Below are 17,055 nucleotides of genomic sequence, written 5' to 3' on the forward strand. Positions count from 1 at the left end.
GAGTGTCACCCAGGCCCGCGAGCGACCCCACGGGTTCAGGTGGTTAGGGCGTCATCCACCGCGTCACTGCGCGCGACGACCAGGCGCTTCTCGTGGCGCCAGGCGGGCAGGCCGTCGGGCGCTTCGCGCGGCGACAGGCCGTTGGCGCGGATGGCGCCCACATAGCCGTCGCGGCCCTGGGCCTTGGCGGCGTAGAGGGCCGAGTCCGCCAGGGCCAGGCAGGCACGCCAGTCCCACAGCCGCGGATGGCGCGGGTCCAGCGGGAAGGCGCAGAAGCCGATGGACACCGTCACATGCACGGTCTCGCCGGGGCCGATCTCGAAGGGCTGCTCACGCACTGCGGCGCAGACGCGCGCGGCCAGCTCGGCGGCGTCGCGCCTGTCGGTCTCGCGGGCCAGGGCCAGGATCTCCTCGCCGCCCCAGCGCACCAGGGAGTCGGTCTCGCGGAAGACGCTGCGCAGGCGCTCGGCCAGCTGCACCAGCACCGCATCGCCCGCCGCGTGGCCATGCAGGTCGTTGATGCGCTTGAAGTGGTCCAGGTCCAGCAGCAGCAGCAGCAGGTCGGCGTCCGGACCGGGGCCGGCATCGTCGGACGTCTCGAAGCGGCGCAGGCAAAGGCGCAGGTCGTCGTCCAGGCGCAGCTCCAGGTAGCGGCGGTTGCGCAGGCCGGTCAGGGCGTCGGTCAGGCTCAATTCGCGCAGCTCGGCGGTGCGCTCATCCACCAGGGCCTTGAGCTCGACCTCGCGCAGCCGCAGCGAGCGCGTGCGCCAGCGCATCCAGGCCCAGATGGCCCCCAGCGTGGCCAACACGCCGGCGATGCGTGCGGCGTCCGTCTCCCACCAGGCCGGCTCCAGCGTGATGGGCAGCTGCAGCTGCTCCGTGCCCCACAGTGCATGGTGGGCCGTGGCCCGCACCTGCAGCGTGTAGCGGCCGGGGCGCAGCGGCCCGAAGCTGGGGTTGCGGCCGCTGGCGTCGACACGGGTCCAGTCGCTGTCCAGGCCCTCGAGACGGAACTCGTAGCGCAGCCGCGTCGGGTCGGCATAGTCCAGGGCGGCGAACTCGATGGATAGGCTGCGCTTGCCGGGCGGCAGCGTCAGAGCCGTGCCCGGCAGCTCCCAGGGCTGGCCGTTGACGCGCAGGCCGCTGATGACCAGCGGCGGGCTGGTGCGCTGAGCGCGGTAGGCGTCGGGCAGCACGCGCAGCAGGCCGCGGCTGCCTCCGAACAGCAGGCCGCCGCCGGGCAGCTCGGTGCTGGCAAAGAACCAGAAGCTGCCGAAATTGGCGCCCTCGGCGCTGCCGAAGCTGTCGAGCCGGTCGGCCGCCGGGTCGTAGACATAGAGCTGGCTCCAGATGCGGCCCTGCTCGTCCTCGTGCAGATTGCCGCCGAACACGCCCTCCATGCCATGGCGCTCGCTGATGCGCTCGAAGCGGGCGCGGCCCTCGCCGTCCCAGCCCTTGAGGCGGTGCAGGCCGCTGACCGGCGTGTCCACCCAGAGCCGCCCGTCGCGGCCCCACAGCAGGCCCATGACGATGGGGCTGGCCAGGGCCTCCTCGGGCGCCTGGGGCACGACCTCCAGGCCGTTCTCGCCGGCCGCCTTCTCGCGGAACAGGCCTTGCTGGCCGCCCAGCCACAGCCGCCCGTCCGGCGCCTGCGCCAGCACATAGATGCCACCATGCAGCGGCCCGCTCAAGGGATGGATCCGCTGCGGCGCCGCGGCCGCCTCGCTGGCGAGGCGGTACAGGCCCTCCTGCATGCCCAGCCAGATGCTGCCGTCGCCGCGCAGCAGCAATTGCTGGGCACGGCCGCCGTCCAGGGGCCAGTCGCGCAGCAGGCGGCCATCCGGCGCGCGATGCTCCAGGCGGCCGGCCGCGACCATCCACAGGCTGGCGTCGGCCGCTTCGGCCATGATTTCGACGACGCTGCGCCGTTCGCGCGGCCATTCGCCCAGCGTCGCCAGATCGCGGCCCGGACGGCCGTCCAGGCGGGCGATGTGACCGGTCTGGGTCGGCGCCAGCACCTCGCCGTTCTTCAGGGCCAGCACGGCGCGCACATCGGCCTCGGCCAGCGGGCTGTTCAGGTCGGCATCCGGTCCGCGCACGGCCAGGGCCGGGTGGGAAAGATGGCGCTGCACGCCCAGGCCATAGCCGCTGACCCACATGGCGCCGCTGCGGTCGCGCAGCAGGCCGCTGATGTCGTTGCCCGCCAGGCCCATGGCGCGGCGCGGGTCCTGGCGCAGCCGGGCCTCGACGGCGCCGCTGGCCGGGTTGACCCAGAACAGACCCACCTTGCCACCCACCCAGAGCCGCCCGTCGGCGCCTTCCGCCAGCGCGTTGATGGGCATGCTGAACATCTGCACCCAGCGCACCTGGCCCTGCTCGACGACGCCCAGATGACCGTCCTGCGTGCCCAGCCAGATGCGGCCGCTGCGGTCCTCGGCCAGGGCCTGCACCGGCATGCCGGCATCCAGCTCGGGGAGGGCGAGGTTTTCCCAGGCACCGTTGACGAAGCGGGCCAGGCCGCGCCAATGGCCGGCCCAGACGACGCCGTTGCCACCGACCTGCAGGGCGAGCACCCGCTTCTCGGCCTGGCCGCGCCAGCGCAGCTCATGGGCCTCGAAATGCTGGGCCGCCGGTGAATAGCGGTACAGGCCCTGGCCCAGGGTGCCGACCCAGATGCTGCCGTCGCGCTCCGCGGCCAGCGCGCGGATCGGCGGCTGCGGGCCCGGGCCGCCCTGGGCGCTGCCGTGGCTCTCGACGCGGTCGTGCTCAGGGTCGTAGGCGACCAGGCCCTGGAACTCCGTGCCTATCCACATGCGGCCGTCGGCCGCCGGCGCCATGGCCCTCACCCAGCCCAGGCTGCGCTTGGCCGTCGTGTCGCCGGCCTGCTCGATGGGCCGCAACCGGTAGCCGTCGTAGCGCGCCAGGCCCTTGTTGGTGGCGATCCACATGAAGCCCGCGCGGTCCTGCGAGATCGCCGGCACCGAGTTCTGCGGCACCGTGACGCTGCGGAACTGCACCTCCAGCGGGCCCACGCCAGCGTCGGCGCGGGTCCAACCCGCCCCGAGCAGCATCAGCAGACCGAGCAGGCCTTGAATTAGGGGGTGCATACCCCCGCCATCCTAAAGGCGTCGATTGACGAAACCGTCAGGTTGGGTGTACCGCGCGCGCCTCAGTCGGCCAACAAGTCACGCAGGCTGCGCCCGGGATCGGCCATGAAATCGCGCATGACGCGGAAATGCTCGGTGTCCTCGTAGCCGACGCGGTGGATGCCATCGGCGTCGAAGCGGTAGACCCAAGCGTCGGGATAGGCCATCAGGATGGGCGAATGCGTCGCGATGACGAACTGCGAGTCCTGGCCCACCAGGGCGTGCAGACGCTGCAGCGCATCGAGCTGGCGCTGCGGCGACAGGGCCGCTTCGGGCTCGTCGAGGATGAAGAGGCTGCGGCCGCCGAAGCGCTCGTTGAGCAGCTTCAGGAAGGATTCGCCATGGGACTGCTCGTGCAGGGAGCGGCCGCCGTAGGCCGCGATGATGGGCCCGCCGCCGGGGCCCTCGTCCAGCCTCTCGATCTCGGTCGCGACATTGAAGAAGCTCTCCGCGCGCAGGAACCAGCCATCCCGCGGCCGCTTGAAGCCCTTGGCCACGCGCAAATACTCGTGCAGCACCGAATGCGAGAGCCGCGTGCCGAAGTTGAAGTTCCTGCTGCCGCCCTCGGCATTGAAGCCCATGGCCACGGCCAGGGCCTCCAGCAGCGTCGACTTGCCCGAACCGTTCTCGCCGACGAAGAAGGTCACCTTGGGATGCAACTCCAGCCGGTCCAGCGTGCGCACGGCGGCCAGGTTGAAGGGGTAGCGCTCGAAGGACTCGACCTTGTCGCGCTGCAGGGCGAGGTGGAAGACGAACTGGGAGGCGAGCATTGCCCCCGAACTATGCCAAGGCCGCCACCGCATCCACCACCACACGCCCATCCAGCAAGCGCAGCGTGCGCGAGGCCTGGGCCGCATGCTCCAGCGAGTGGGTCACCATGACCAGGGTCGTGCCCTCGGCATTGAGCTCGCGCAGGATGCGCATGACCTCGGCGCCATGGGCGCTGTCGAGATTGCCGGTGGGCTCGTCGGCCAGCAGCAGGGCCGGCCGCGCGGCGATGGCGCGGGCGATGGCCACGCGCTGCTGCTGGCCGCCGCTCAGCTGGCTGGGACGGTGGCGGGCACGGTGGGCGATGCCGAGTCTCTCCATGACCTCGTCGACGCGCTCGCGCCGGGCGCGGGAGGGCAGCTCGCCGTACTCCAGCGCCAGCCCGATGTTCTCGGCCACGCTGAGGTCGTCGATGAGGTTGAAGCTCTGGAAGACGAAGCCGATGCGACCGCGGCGCAGCGAGTTGAGCTGCTTCTCGCCCCAGCCGGCGACGTTGTGGCCGTCGAACCAGTATTCGCCGCCGCTGGGCGCATCGAGCAGGCCGAGGATGCCCAGCAGCGTGGACTTGCCGCAACCCGAGGGGCCGGTGATGGCGAGGTATTCACCGGCCTCGATGTCGAGGTCGATGCGGTCCAGGGCAGTGGTCTCGATGTCGCCGCTGCGGAAGGTCTTGGTGAGGTGTTTGAGTTTGAACATGGTCAGTGCAGATCCAGGGCTGAGGCGCCCGCAAAGGCGCGGTAGGGGGAGACGACGACCTGCTCGCCGGGCTGAAGGCCGCCGAGGACTTCGATGACGCCATCGGCGCGACGGCCCAGCTGCAGCGGGCGGCGCTCGGCGTGTCGGCCTTCGGCGTCGAGCACGAAGGCCCAGGCGCCACCGGTGTCGGCGTAGAAACCGCTGTCGGGCAGCAGCAGGGCCCGCGTCGGGTCGCCGAGCGTGAGCCGCACGTCCAGGCCCTGGCCGACCTGCAACGCCGGCGCATCGGCGTCGAAGGCCAGCTCGACGGCAAAGCGGCCGTCCTTGACCTGAGGATCGATGCGCGTGACGTGCAGGGCATGCTCGCGTCCGTCGTAGGCCAGCGCCGCGGCCAGGCCCTCGCGCACGCGGCCCAGGTGAAACTCGTCCAGGCGCAGCTCCAGCTTGAAGCGGCCCAGGCTGTCCAGGCGGCCGATGCGCGTGCCGCTGCGCACGCTCTCGCCGACCTGCAGCGTGAGCCCTGTCAGCCGGCCGGCAACAGGCGCACGCACGGCCAGGCCTTCGCTGGCAGCGCGCATGGCCGTCAGGCGCTGGTCCAGGTCGGTGACGGCGCGCTGCATGGCCTGCACGGACTGCTCGCGGGTGCGCAGCTCCTCGCGGCCATCGGTTTGCAGCTGCGTGAACAACCGCTGCGCCATCGCGAGCTTGTCTGCCGAGTCTTCCAATGCAGACGGCGACAAGAAGCCCTGATTGGCCAGTTCGCGGTTGCGCTGGTGCAGCCGGCGCACGCGCTCCAATTCGAATTCGGCCTGCGTCACTTCGCGGCGCTGCACGGCCTGGGCCTGGGCGAGGGCGGCGCGAAAGGTGGCGAGGTTGGCGAGCTGCTGGGCCGCCTCGCTGGAGCGCGCCATCAGCTCCTGGGCGCGCTGGGTGCTGCTGAGCACGACGAGCAGCTGGCCGGCCTCGACGCGGGCGCCGTCCCTGACCAGCACCTGCTCGACACGGCCGTCCTCGGTGGCGTCCAGCAGCACGGACTGCAGGGGCTGGGCCGTCGCGCGGCCGACCACAACGTCGCGGAAGGCGCCGGGCTTGACGGTGGCGATCTCGACATCGGCCCTCGAAACGACGGTGCCATGGGGCCAGTAGCGCCACAGCAGCACGGTAGCTATCAACACGGCAGCGATCGCGAGCGCGACGAGGCCATGGCGGCGCGGCACCGCCACGCGGCGGTCCATCGCGGCGCCAGAGGTCAGCACGGCGCTCATCCGCGCAGGGCCTGCAAAGGTCTCAACGCCAGCGCTGCATGCAGATGGCGGGCCACGGCCAGCGCGGTCACGGCGGCCAGCAGCGCGACGGCCGCCAGCAGCACCCACAACGAGAACGGGCCCACCGGCGCGCGCTCGACGAAATCGGCCAGATAACGCTGCGACATCCAGGCCGCGAGCGGCAGGGCGACGGCCCAGGCCACCGCCAGCACGCCGGCGAACTCTCGAGCGAGCAGGCCCGCCACCGCACCGGCGCCAGCGCCGTGCAGCTTGCGCAGCACGATCTCGCGCTCGCGCCGGCGCAGCGTGTAGGCAGCCAGCGCGTAGATGCCCACGGCCGCGAGGCCCAGGGCCAGCAGGCCGGCGATGCCGATCAGGCGGCCGAGGCGGGCATCGTCCACCACTTTTTGCAGCAGCATGTCGCGCATCGGCAGCGCCTGGGCGTCCGCATCGGGAAAACGTTGCTTGACCAGGGCTGTCAGCTTGGCGCGCGTGGCCTGCGGATCGCGGCTGTGCACGCCGATCGCACCACCGGCGCGCTCGGCCTGAGGCCAGATGCCATGCGGCTGCGGCGGGCTGCGCGGTCCTTCCAGCCGGATGTCGTCGATGACGGCCACCACCGTGGCCGCCCGGCCGCCGTCGATGTTGCTCGGCGCGGCCAGCAGCTGGCCCACCGCTGCCTCGGGGCTGGCAAAGCCCAGGGCGCGCACCGCGCTGCGGTCCAGCACGATGGCATGTTGTGCCACCTCGGCCGCATGGTCGGCCGACAGCCGGCCGACGACGACGTGCATGCCATAGGTCTGCAGATAGCCCGGCAGGAAGTCCACGCCGATGCGCAGGCTGACGGACTGGCCGCCGGGCCCCTTGAACTCGCCATACCAGCTGGAGAAATCGCGCCCCGGCACGTCGTCGGCCGCGCTGGCGGCGATGACCTCGGGCCAGCTGCGCACGCCGGCCAGCAGCGCATTCAGCTCGGCCGGCTGGGCCTCCCAGGGCAGGTCGATGGCCACGCGGTCCTGCACGTCGAAGCCGCGCGGGATCACGCCGGCATGCTCGGCCTGCCACAGCACCGTGAGGGCCAGCGAAGCGAACACGGCGGCGGCACCGAACTGCAGTGTCGTCATCAGGCGGCGCAGCCAGCGGCTGGCCGCGCCCTCGCTGTGGCTGCGCCCGGCCAGGGATTCGGCCGGCCGCACGCGCAGCGCGATGGAGGTCAGCGGCAGGGCGCTGAGGGCCGCGATGGCCAGGCAGAGCACTGCGGTCAGCGCGACCGTGGCGGCGCTGACGACCGGCGCATGGAACTGGCGCTGCATCAGCACCTCGGCCAGCGGCATGGCCCACCAGGCCAGCAGCAGGCCGAAGAGGCCACCCAGGCCGGCCACGGCGGCCGCCTCGACGAAGAACTGCTGCGCCAGCCGCGGGGCATCCGCGCCCAGCGATTTGCGCAGACCGATCTCTCGCTGGCGGCGCAGGGTGCGCACGCTCCACAGGTTGACGAAGTTGATGACGGCCAAGACCAGCACGCCGGCCGTCGCGGCGCCCAGGCCGCCCAGCCAGCGGCGCCGGTAGGGGCTGCCCGCGCCATGCAGGCCGATATCGGCAACCGGCATGGCGCGCAGATAGGCGGGCTTGCCGCCGCCCTTCAGGAAGTCGGTCGGGAAACCGGGTGGCAAGGGCTGCCTTTCCATGACGCGCTGTGCCAGCGCGGACAACTGGTCGGGCGTGGCGCCTGTCAGCAGGCGGGCAAACAGGCGGCCATTGCCTTGGTACCAGCTGTTCGACATCTTCAGATAGGCCTTGGCGGCCGGCGCCTGGAAGCCGGCGATGGCGTCGAACACCAGCGTGCCGTTCGGGTTGGGCGTGGGCAGCACCGCCTTGACGGTCAGCGCGAACTGCCCGCCCGGCGAACCATCGGGCATGGGGGGCAGCGCGATCGTGAAGTTGCGCCCCAACGCCTGCGCCGTGCCGAACAGGCGCTCGGCCGCCTGCGCCGTCAGCGCGATGCCTTCGGGCGTGGACAGGGCGGCCGTCAGGTCGCCGGCCAGGGGGCGCATGCCGAACAGGGCCTGCACGTCGGCATCCGCGAGCGCGATGCTGAGCCGCGTGCTGCGCTGCCTGCCCCCTGCGTCGGCGGCCCGCGAGGGCAACTGCGTGAACAGCACACGGCTCGAGAGGCCCATGGGGGCGCCGCTCTCGCGCAGCGCCGCCTGCAGCGGCACCGTGGGCACGTCGCCCATCCATTCGGTCTTGATGCCGCCCGGCCCCCGCACCTGCCATTCGAAGGCGACGAGGCGGTCGCGCTGCGGCAGGTCGCCGTCGGGCCACAGCGTGTCCTGCAGGAAGCTGGCCGTCAGCAGCGCCAGCGCCAAGCCCAGGGCGAGGCCGGCGATGACGAGGGCGGCGGGGCCGGGCTCGGCGCGCAGCTGGCGCCAGGCGCCGCGCCAGAAGGTGGGGGAGGAGAGCAGGGTCATGGGCAGTGTTTCTGCAAGAGCCGGGCCAGCGTGTTTCCCTGGGGGACCGCGGCCTCCGGTGTCCGCTTGCGAACAACTCGACTGTCCGCTTCCGGACACCGCCTTGCCGGCGCCGACGGCGGCCGCTTAGAGTCGCGCCCTCGCATGCCCGGCATCCTCATCCTCGACGACGACCCCGACGTGGCCCTGGCCGCACGCTTGGCCCTGCGCAGGCTGGGCGGCGTGGCCGTGCGCCACGAGCCCGGCGAGCTGGCGGCGGCCCTGGACGAGATCGCGCCCGACGTGCTGCTGCTGGACATGAACTTCAGGCCCGGCGCCAGCGACGGCGCGGCCGGGCTGGCCCTGCTGCGCGAGGTGATGGCGCGCCGCGATGCGCCGGCGGTCGTCGTCATGACGGCCTATGCCGAGGTCGAGCTGGCCGTGCAGGCCCTCAAGGCCGGCGCGGTGGACTTCATCACCAAGCCCTGGCCCAACGACAGGCTGGTGGCCTGCGTGCAGGCGGCGCTGGCGCGTCGCGCGCCTGTTCCCGCGGCCGGGGAGCTGCTCGGAGAGTCGGCCGCCATGCAGTCGCTGCGCGCGCAGATCGCCCAGGTCGGCGCCAGCGAGGCCAGCGTGCTCATCCTCGGCGAGAACGGCGTCGGCAAGGAACTGGTGGCGCGCGCCCTGCATCGCGCATCAAAGCGCTCGGCCGGCCCCCTGCTGGCGGTGGACATGGGCTCCCTGCCCGAAGCCCTGGTGGAGAGCGAGCTCTTCGGCCACCGGCGCGGCAGCTTCACGGATGCGCGCGAGTCGCGGCCGGGGCGGTTTGTCGCGGCGGCCGGGGGCACGCTGTTCCTGGACGAGATCGGCAATCTGCCCCTGGCCAGCCAGGCCAAGCTGCTGGCGGCCCTGGAGCGCCGCGAGGTGACGCCGCTGGGCAGCGACAAACCGGTGGCGGTGGACGTGCGGGTGCTGGCCGCCACCAACGTGCCCGAGGCCGAGCTGTTCGACGCGAAGCGCTTCCGGCCCGACCTGCTCTACCGCCTCAACACCGTGGTGCTGCGCGTGCCGCCGCTGCGCGAGCGTGGCGCGGGCGACATCGCCCTGCTGCTGCGCCACTATCTGGCGCAGTTCGCGAAACAGCGCACGGTCGAGCTGACGCCCGATGCGCTGGCGCGTCTGTGCGCCTACCGCTGGCCGGGCAATGTGCGCGAACTGCGCCAGGCCTGCGAGCGCGCGTCGCTGCTGGCACGCGGGCCGGTGTTCACGTATGCGGACTTCGGCCTCACGGAGATCGCCGCGCCGGCAGCGGCTGAGCCGGGGCTGGATCTGGCCCGGCGCGAGCGCGAGGCCGTGCAGGCGGCCCTGGCCCAGGCCGACGGCAATATCAGCCAGGCCGCCAAGCTGCTGGGCGTGAGCCGGGCGGCCCTGTATCGCAAGCTGGAAAAGCATGGGCTTTGAGCGCGTCCGTGTCGCCGCATCGGCCCTGGTGATGACGGCCAGCGCCGCCGCTGCGGGAGCGGCTCTGGACTCTCCGCGGGTCCTCGTCGCCTGTGCCTTGGCCGGGCTGATGGCTGCTGCCTTCGGCTGGGCCTCCCTGACCCGCCTGGCCCACCGGCCCAAGCCGCTGCCGCCCGACCCACCGCCCGCGCCCCGCCCTGATCTGGACGCCGCCCTCGAACACGCCCCGCTGGCGCTGTGGCGCCTCGTGGCCGGCGCACCGCCGCTGGCGCTGAACGCCGCCGCCCGCCGCCTCATCGCGCCGGGCCGCGCCGTCGAGCCCGCCGCCCTGCTCGCGCTGCTGGACGCCGACCCCGGCCGACGCGTCGTCACCCTGCCCACGGAACACGGCCAGGAGCGCGCCGTGCTGGCCGTGTCGGCGCTGACGGTGCAAGGCCAGGCCTGGCGCCTGGCGGCGCTGGCGCCCATCGAGTCGGAGCTGGAGACCGAGGCCCTGGCCGCCTGGCGCCAGCTGGTGCAGGTGCTGACCCACGAGATCATGAACTCGCTGACGCCCATCGCCTCGCTGGCCGGCAGCGCGCCGGCCCTGCTGGAAGCCGGCGAGCATGAGGAATTGCAGGCGGCCCTCGCCACGCTGGCGCGCCGGGCGGCGCATCTGCAGGCCTTTGTCGAGCGCTACCGCAGCGTCAGCCAGCCGCCCGCGCCAACGCTGGCCGACACGCCGCTGCTGCCGCTGCTGCAGGCCGTGCAACGCCTGGTGGCGCCGGCCTGGGAAGCCGCGGGCGGCCGCGTCGGCCTCAGCGTGGAGCCTGAAAGCCTGGCCCTCAGAACCGACGCGGCCCAGCTGGAGCAGGTGCTGATCAACCTGACGCAGAACGCCCTGCAGGCCTGCGCCGGGCGGCCCGCGCCCGAGCTGCTGATCGAGGCCCGCCTGAGCCGCGGGGCCCGGCTGCGGTTGACGGTGGCCGACAACGGCCCGGGCGTGGCGCCGGGGCTGGAGTCGCGCATCTTCACGCCCTTCTTCACGACCCGCGAGGGCGGCAGCGGCGTCGGCCTGGCCGTCGTGCGCCAGCTGGTGCATGGCCTGGGCGGCACGGTGAGGCATGCCAAGCGGCCGGGCGGCGGCGCCTGCTTCGTCCTCACCTTTTGATGCAGTTGCGGCGGGGTTAGGGGGTTCCGGGTCACCGGCCTGTCACCGAGCCTTTCTAGGCTGCGCCGTTTCCTCGCTCCGGAGCCCCTCATGATCCAACCCCTTCGCTGGGCCGGCCTGTGCCTGCTCGCCCTCGCCTCGCTGAGTGCCAGCGCCCATGACCGCGGCCGCGCCGAGAACGCGCCCCTGGTCATCGGCCACCGCGGCGGTGCCACCGGCTATCTGCCCGACCACACGCTGGAGAACTACGCCCTGGGCATCGCCATGGGCGCCGACTATGTCGAGCCCGACCTGGTCTCGACCAAGGACGGCCATCTGATCGCCCGCCACGAGCCCAACCTCATCGCGACGACCAACGTCGCCTCGCTGCCGCAGTTCGCCTCGCGCAAGCGCACGGCCATCATCGACGGCGCGGCTGAAGAGGGCTTCTTCGCCAGCGACTTCACGTTGGCCGAGATCAAGACCCTGCGCGCCATCCAGCCGCTGGCCGACCGCGACGCCAGCTTCAATGGCCAGTTCGAGATCCCGACGCTGGAGGAGGTCATCGCCTTCGTGAAGCGCAAGTCGGCCGAGGAAGGCCGGCGCATCGGCATCTATCCCGAGACCAAGCACCCGACCTATCACCGCAGCCTGGGCCTGCCGCTGGAGGACAAGCTGCTGGCCATCCTGAGCCGCGCCGGCTGGAACCACCGCAGCGCCCCGGTCATCATCCAGTCCTTCGAGACGGCCAACCTCAAATACCTGCGCAGCAAGTCCAGCGTGCGCCTGGTGCAGCTGGTGGACGCCAACGACGTCAATGCCGACGGCAGCCTGGACTTCACCAAGCCCTATGACAAGCCTTACGACTGGGTCGTGTCCGGCCGCGCCGGCCTGTTCAAGGACCTGCTGACGCCGGCCGGCCTGGCCGAGGTCAAGACCTATGCCGACGGCATCGGCCCCTGGAAGGTCTACCTGATCTCCAGCGCCTGCAAGACGGTGGCGGCCGGCGGCGGCTGCGCCGACACGAATGGCGACGGCCTGGTCGACGAGCGCGACCGCAAGCTGTTGGCCCCCAGCGACATCGTCGCCAACGCGCACAAGCTGGGCCTGATGGTGCATCCCTACACCTTCCGCAGCGAACAAAAGCGCCTGGCCAGCGACTACAAGGGCAGCCCGGCCATCGAATACCTGGCCTTCTACGAACTGGGCGTGGACGGCGTGTTCGCCGACTTCGCCGACGATGCCTTCGCTGCCCGGGCGATGTTCCTGCTCAAGAACGACCCCAACTACGCCCGCTGCCTGGTCAACGGCCGGGGCTGCGTGAATAGCCGTGACTGAGTAAACGGGTGCAAACCGCAGGCATATCGTGCAGATATGCCTGATTTCCTCGGTGGTGTGACCCTGTGGCGGATGTTAGGCTGCCCGCTGTTACACCCCGGGGATGGAGATGTTTCACGAGTTGCAGGAGTTGTTGGGCGCCTATTTGATGCCGGTATTGATCGCGATACCGCTGGCCATCATCGTGCTCATCGCCGCCTTCAAGCGTGACGACTACCGTCCGCCGCGCGAGTACACGCCGCCGCCGCGCCCGCCCGAGGGCTATCAGCGCGCCAATGCGCCGGTCGTGCTGCCGCCCCTGCCCATCAGCCCGAATGCGGGCGCCAACGCCGGCCCGTCCATGGCCAGCGCCTTTGTCACGGCGCCCTCGCCCATCCAGCCGCCCAGGCCAGCGCCGGTCGTGCCCGAGGGCCCGCCCACCGTCCTCATCGCCGACGACTCCGCCGTCGTGCGCACCAAGCTCAAGCGCCTGCTGGAAGGCGCCGGCTTCACGGTCGTGCAGGTCAACGACGGCAACGAGGCCATGGCCCAACTGGACGAGAAGCCCGAGATCGCCGTGCTGATCACCGACCTCGAGATGCCCAACAAGGACGGTTTCGAGCTGATCGCCGACGTGCACGGCAGCCTCACGACCGAGGACCTGCCCGTCATCGCCATCACCGGCCACGACGAGCTGCATGGCCGCGTCGGCCAGATCGAAGGCGTCTACGGCATCTTCAAGAAGCCCTGGAACGACCGCGAGCTGCTCAAGCGCGTGGAGTCCCTGGTGCATCTGCGCAGTGCCGCCAGCAAGCGCGGCCGCCGCGTCAGCGACCTGCGCGCGCCGCCAAGCGCCTGAGCGCTGCCCCTCGGGGGGACGGCGATGCTTGCGGTATCGAGCCGCAAGCACATCGCCAGCGCGGGCCGGCTAGGGAGCGGCCCGGCTCTCGGCCCGCAGGATGCCGAATTCAATTCGCCGCCGGAAGACCACGCGGCATGCATGAATTCACCCGCCGTCGCCTCGGTTACTCGACCGCGGGCGCGCGCTGCATGGATGATTCGAGCAGGCCTTTCATGCGGAGCCGTTCGAATGTCTTATCTGGACCCGATGGACCAGCAGGCGCTGGATGTCAAGATTTCCGAGCTGCTGGTCGCCACGTCCGACGGCTATGACGCGGCCCTGGACCGCCAGATCACCGATGTGCTGCTGCTGCTGCGCAAGCAGTTGCAGATGGACGTCGTCTTCGTGTCCGAGTTTGTCGACGGCCAGCGGGTGTTCCGCTTTGTCGACGGCGGCGAGGCCCTGGGCCTGCATGCGGGCGACGCCGCGCCGCTGGAGGAAAGCTATTGCCAGCAGGTGGTCTCGGGCCGCATGCCCGAGCTGGTGCCGGACGCCCGCGAACTCGTGAAACGCGGCGAGCTGTTCGACCCCGGCATCCCCGTCGGCGCCCATCTGAGCACGCCAGTCGTCCTGCCCGATGGGCGCATCTACGGCACGGTCTGCTGCTTCAGCGCCTCGGCCCAGCCCGAGCTGCAGCAGAGCGCCCTGGCCTGCCTGCGCCAATGCGCTCGCCTGGTGGCGCGCAAGGTGGACGTCGAGCCGCTGCTGGAGTTCGCATCCACCCAGGTGCAATGGCAGCCGACGGAGCCGGCACCGTTCCCCGAAATCACCGGCTCGGACGAGCCGCGTTGACCACCATCAGGGCAAGACCCTGACCTTGATGTTCCTGAAGTGCACCGTGCTCTCGGGGTCATGACCCTGGAGGGCGAAGGTGCCGCTGGCCAGATAGCGCTGCTCCAGGCCCTTCTTGCGCACGAGGGGTGACTCCTCGGTGTAGTCGGCCGTCTTCTCGTTGCCGACGAAGGTCGTGACATGCTTGCCATCGACGCGGATGGTCAGCGTGAACCACTGGCCGTCGGGGGCGATGACCTTGGGGAAGTCCTGCACGCCCCACAGGCCGCCCGTGCGGCTGGGGTCGCTGTGGGAATTGTTGACCTGCACCTCATAGCCCAGGTTGGGCCAGCCGACCTCCTGCCACCGGGTGTGGAAGTAGATGCCGGAGTTGGCCTTGGGGAAGGTCATCACGTCGGCCTTGAACTCGAAGTTCTTGAAGTCGTGCTGCTGCACGGGGCCGACGTAGAAGAGGTGGGAGCGCGGGCCCTGGACGATGATGGCGCCGTCCTTGACGCTGAAGGAGCCGGGCGCATCGCTGGCGCGCCAGTGGTCCAGGCTCTTGCCGTCGAACAGCAGCTGCCAGCCAGCGGCCTTCTCGTCGGCGCTCAGCGAGTTGATATTCATGTCGGCGGCGTGGGCGGCAGTGGCGAGGGCGAGGGCGGCGGCAACGAGGGTGGCTTTCATGGTCACGCGACTCCAACGATCTGCAGGACTTTGAGGGGTGGGCCGTCGAAGGTGACGGACGGGATATTGCCAACGAAGCCGAGGTCTTTGGAACCCTCGGGCGTCGTGTAGAAGCCGCCGGCGGTCAGGTCGCGGAAGCGCTTGAAGAAGCGCGCGGCGGCGGCGTGCTCTGGCCTGGCTTTCTGGATCCAGCAGATGTCATCGGCAATCTGCGATTGCGCGCCGACATCGAGTTCGGCAAAGGTTTTGCCGAAGCGCGAGCGGCTCTCGGACTCCAGCCAGGCCAGACCCGCGACGATCACTTCCTTGTCCTTGGACTGGTCGGGGTAGGGCGCGCTGATCCATTCGTCGATGAAGAGATGCACCTTCAACTGCGCGGCGCTCGGCGAATGCTCGTCGGCCGGGATGATGAGCCCGCACAGGGCCTGGGCAGTGCGCGACTGCTGGGGCGTGAAAGTCAGTGGCCACAGCTCGCCACTGCGATACGTGGGCGTCAGCTTGGGATCGGTGCCATAGCCCTTGGCCTTGCCACCCGAGCGCTTGGCCGGCGTCGCACCAGCCGACACCTCCACGCCCATGGCGGCGCTGGCGGCCAGCATCCATTGCAGGGTGGTTCTGCGGTCCATGCTCAGAGCTCCTTGCTGCGCAAGCGCGCGACGATATGGTCGGCCTGGCGCCAGGCCAGGGCCATGATGGTCAGGGTCGGGTTCTTGTCGGCGTTGGAAGCGAAGGGCGCGCCGTCGGACAGGAAGAGATTGGGCACATCCCAGGTCTGGCCGAAAGCGTTGGTGACCGAGGTGCGCGCATCGGCACCCATGAGGGTGCCGCCCACCTCGTGGATGATGGAGCCGCCCGGCGCGATGGCCTTGGCGCCGTCCAGCTCGGGCCCGCCGCCCTGCACGCGGCCACCCATGGCCGTGATGATGTCGGCAAAGGTCTTCTGCATGTGGGCGGCCTGACGGGTCTCGTGTTCGGCCCATTGCCAGTGGAAGCGCAGCACCGGGATGCCGAAGCGGTCCTTGACCTTGGGGTCGAGCTCGCACCAGGACTGCTCGTTGGGAATCATCTCGCCGCGACCGGAGAAGTAGACGAAGCTGCCGTACAGGCGCCTGACGTCCTGCTTGAACTTCGCGCCATAGCTGCCCTGGGTGTAGCCCTCCAGGCCCGCGCCGGTGCCCGAGGTGGGCATGCGCTTGCCGGTGCTGATCTCGATGTGATAGCCGCGCGGAAAGCCGAGCTTCTTCGCCCAGTCGCGGCCCTGCTGCTGGTAGAGCCACCAGGGCGCATAGGCATGGCCGCCACCGGCACCGTCTTCGTTGTGGGGCGGCAGGCCTTCCAGCGCCGGTACGTGGCCCGACAGGTCGCTGCCCACCGTGTCCATGATGTAGCGCCCGACCTTGCCGCTGCTGTTGGCCAGCCCGCCAGGCTTGCTGTTCAGCAGGATGCGCACCGATTCGCAGGCGCTGGCCGCCAGCACGACAGCGCGGGCCTTGGCCTCGATGTGCTTGCCGGTCTTGCGGTCGACAAAGCGCACGCCGCTGGCCTTGCCGTTCTTCGTCGTCACCTCATAGACCATGGCGTCGCAGAGCACGTCGAGATTGCCGCTGGCCAGGGCCGGCGGCAGGTGCACGGCGGGGCTCTGGTAGGTAGCGCCGATGGAGCAGCCGCGGCTGCAGGGCGTGGCCCAGAAGCAGGCGGCGCGGTCGCGCATGGCCTGGGCCACCAGGCTTTGAGCGCGCGGGTTGCCGGGGTGCAGCAGGGCGGGGATGCGGGCGTCGTCGAGCTTCTTCGTCAGCACCGCGCGGTGGATGGGCACGACGGGCACGCCCAGCGTGGCCGCATGCTTCTTGATGAGGCGCTCGCCGACGCGCATCGCCGGCGCGGGCAGCAAGCAGCCGTCGGGCGAGTCGGGCGTGTTCTCCAGACCGTCGTTGCTGCCGTAGATGCCGACCAGCATCTCGACCTTGTCGTAATAGGGCGCGACGTCCTCGTAGCTGATGGGCCAGTCGAAGCCCAGGCCGTCGCGGCTGTGGGGCTTGAAGTCATAGGGGCCGTTGCGCAGTGAGATGCGGCCCCAGTGGTTGGTGCGGCCGCCCAGCATGCGGGCGCGCCACCAGTCGAAGCGCTGCTGCGGGTCAGCGGAAGCCTGCGTGTAGGGCTCGCCGGGCACTTGCCAGCCGCCGTCCACCGTCGCGTCGTAGAAGCCGAAGGGCTTGTCCGGCGTGCTGGCGCCGCGCAGCGGTGCGTCGGCGCTGGTCTGGAACATCGGCGTCTCGGTGCGGAAGTCGTAGTGGCGGCCGGCCTCCAGCATCAGCACCTTCACGCCCTCCAGCGCCAGCGTGTAGGCCGTCTGGCCGCCACCGGCGCCCGAGCCGACGACGATGACGTCGTAGTCCTTGGCCATGCTGCGCGTCGTCACGAAACCCATGCACCACTCCCCGAGGAAGACGGCGCAGTGTGCCAC

The 17,055-nt window shown here is 70.9% G+C and carries 13 protein-coding genes; 5 read left to right on the forward strand and 8 right to left on the reverse strand.

Going from position 1 to position 17,055, the window contains the following annotated elements:
• Positions 1-35: 35 nt before the first annotated feature.
• The 5 genes from J2X20_RS17280 to J2X20_RS17300 form a co-directional block, all read right to left on the reverse strand.
• Positions 36-3,107: a ligand-binding sensor domain-containing diguanylate cyclase gene (locus J2X20_RS17280; protein ID WP_310267096.1), complete on the reverse strand. Its 3,072-nt coding sequence runs from the start codon at positions 3,105-3,107 to the stop codon at positions 36-38.
• Positions 3,108-3,169: 62 nt separating this feature from the next.
• Positions 3,170-3,916, reverse strand: a complete 747-nt coding sequence (locus J2X20_RS17285; protein ID WP_310267097.1) for an AAA family ATPase — start codon at positions 3,914-3,916, stop codon at positions 3,170-3,172.
• 10 nt (positions 3,917-3,926) lie between these two features.
• Positions 3,927-4,610, reverse strand: a complete 684-nt coding sequence (locus J2X20_RS17290) for an ABC transporter ATP-binding protein (protein ID WP_310267098.1) — start codon at positions 4,608-4,610, stop codon at positions 3,927-3,929.
• 2 nt (positions 4,611-4,612) lie between these two features.
• On the reverse strand, positions 4,613-5,875 hold the full coding sequence (locus J2X20_RS17295; RefSeq protein ID WP_310267099.1) for an efflux RND transporter periplasmic adaptor subunit: 1,263 nt from the start codon (positions 5,873-5,875) through the stop codon (positions 4,613-4,615).
• Positions 5,872-8,346: an FtsX-like permease family protein gene (locus J2X20_RS17300; protein ID WP_310267100.1), complete on the reverse strand. Its 2,475-nt coding sequence runs from the start codon at positions 8,344-8,346 to the stop codon at positions 5,872-5,874. The genes J2X20_RS17295 and J2X20_RS17300 overlap by 4 nt, the downstream gene beginning before the upstream one ends.
• 144 nt (positions 8,347-8,490) lie before the next feature.
• Here J2X20_RS17300 and J2X20_RS17305 point away from each other — a divergent pair, with 144 nt between their 5' ends.
• The 5 genes from J2X20_RS17305 to J2X20_RS17325 all read left to right on the forward strand — a co-directional run bounded on the left by J2X20_RS17305 (position 8,491) and on the right by J2X20_RS17325 (position 13,925).
• Positions 8,491-9,786, forward strand: a complete 1,296-nt coding sequence (locus J2X20_RS17305) for a sigma-54-dependent transcriptional regulator (RefSeq protein WP_310267101.1) — start codon at positions 8,491-8,493, stop codon at positions 9,784-9,786.
• Complete coding sequence (locus tag J2X20_RS17310; protein WP_310267102.1) at positions 9,776-10,936, forward strand: sensor histidine kinase; 1,161 nt, start codon at positions 9,776-9,778, stop codon at positions 10,934-10,936. The genes J2X20_RS17305 and J2X20_RS17310 overlap by 11 nt, the downstream gene beginning before the upstream one ends.
• A 90-nt stretch (positions 10,937-11,026) precedes the next feature.
• Positions 11,027-12,253: a glycerophosphodiester phosphodiesterase gene (locus tag J2X20_RS17315; RefSeq protein WP_310267103.1), complete on the forward strand. Its 1,227-nt coding sequence runs from the start codon at positions 11,027-11,029 to the stop codon at positions 12,251-12,253.
• A 103-nt stretch (positions 12,254-12,356) separates the two neighbouring features.
• A complete protein-coding gene (locus tag J2X20_RS17320) occupies positions 12,357-13,091 on the forward strand; it encodes a response regulator (RefSeq protein ID WP_310267110.1) in 735 nt (244 codons plus the stop codon).
• 231 nt (positions 13,092-13,322) lie between these two features.
• The gene (locus J2X20_RS17325) at positions 13,323-13,925 is read left to right on the forward strand and encodes a GAF domain-containing protein (protein ID WP_310267111.1); all 603 of its coding nucleotides are present in this window, start codon (positions 13,323-13,325) and stop codon (positions 13,923-13,925) included.
• 6 nt (positions 13,926-13,931) lie between these two features.
• Here the strand turns inward: J2X20_RS17325 and J2X20_RS17330 are convergent, their stop codons facing one another.
• Genes J2X20_RS17330 through J2X20_RS17340 form a run of 3 tightly spaced genes read right to left on the reverse strand, consistent with a single transcriptional unit; the run spans position 13,932 to position 17,019 of the window.
• Entirely contained in the window at positions 13,932-14,591 is a 660-nt protein-coding gene (locus tag J2X20_RS17330) for a 3-keto-disaccharide hydrolase (RefSeq protein WP_310267112.1), read from the reverse strand.
• A gap of 2 nt (positions 14,592-14,593) precedes the next feature.
• On the reverse strand, positions 14,594-15,217 hold the full coding sequence (locus J2X20_RS17335) for a gluconate 2-dehydrogenase subunit 3 family protein (protein ID WP_310267113.1): 624 nt from the start codon (positions 15,215-15,217) through the stop codon (positions 14,594-14,596).
• A 2-nt stretch (positions 15,218-15,219) separates the two neighbouring features.
• Positions 15,220-17,019 carry a GMC family oxidoreductase gene (locus J2X20_RS17340; RefSeq protein WP_310267114.1) on the reverse strand — a complete coding sequence of 600 codons (1,800 nt, stop codon included), beginning with the start codon at positions 17,017-17,019 and terminating at the stop codon, positions 15,220-15,222.
• Positions 17,020-17,055: the final 36 nt, after the last annotated feature.

This window comes from Roseateles saccharophilus (assembly GCF_031458095.1).
GTDB lineage: Bacteria > Pseudomonadota > Gammaproteobacteria > Burkholderiales > Burkholderiaceae_C > Pelomonas > Pelomonas saccharophila_A.

Coding starts and splice junctions, on each gene's coding strand:
- J2X20_RS17285 (WP_310267097.1), bottom strand. CDS start 3,916: ATGCTCGCCTCCCAGTTCGTCTTCCACCTCGCCCTGCAGCGCGACAAG.
- J2X20_RS17335 (WP_310267113.1), bottom strand. CDS start 15,217: ATGGACCGCAGAACCACCCTGCAATGGATGCTGGCCGCCAGCGCCGCC.
- J2X20_RS17300 (WP_310267100.1), bottom strand. CDS start 8,346: ATGACCCTGCTCTCCTCCCCCACCTTCTGGCGCGGCGCCTGGCGCCAG.
- J2X20_RS17315 (WP_310267103.1), top strand. CDS start 11,027: ATGATCCAACCCCTTCGCTGGGCCGGCCTGTGCCTGCTCGCCCTCGCC.
- J2X20_RS17325 (WP_310267111.1), top strand. CDS start 13,323: ATGTCTTATCTGGACCCGATGGACCAGCAGGCGCTGGATGTCAAGATT.
- J2X20_RS17295 (WP_310267099.1), bottom strand. CDS start 5,875: ATGAGCGCCGTGCTGACCTCTGGCGCCGCGATGGACCGCCGCGTGGCG.
- J2X20_RS17290 (WP_310267098.1), bottom strand. CDS start 4,610: ATGTTCAAACTCAAACACCTCACCAAGACCTTCCGCAGCGGCGACATC.
- J2X20_RS17330 (WP_310267112.1), bottom strand. CDS start 14,591: ATGAAAGCCACCCTCGTTGCCGCCGCCCTCGCCCTCGCCACTGCCGCC.
- J2X20_RS17305 (WP_310267101.1), top strand. CDS start 8,491: ATGCCCGGCATCCTCATCCTCGACGACGACCCCGACGTGGCCCTGGCC.
- J2X20_RS17320 (WP_310267110.1), top strand. CDS start 12,357: ATGGAGATGTTTCACGAGTTGCAGGAGTTGTTGGGCGCCTATTTGATG.
- J2X20_RS17310 (WP_310267102.1), top strand. CDS start 9,776: ATGGGCTTTGAGCGCGTCCGTGTCGCCGCATCGGCCCTGGTGATGACG.
- J2X20_RS17340 (WP_310267114.1), bottom strand. CDS start 17,019: ATGGGTTTCGTGACGACGCGCAGCATGGCCAAGGACTACGACGTCATC.
- J2X20_RS17280 (WP_310267096.1), bottom strand. CDS start 3,107: ATGCACCCCCTAATTCAAGGCCTGCTCGGTCTGCTGATGCTGCTCGGG.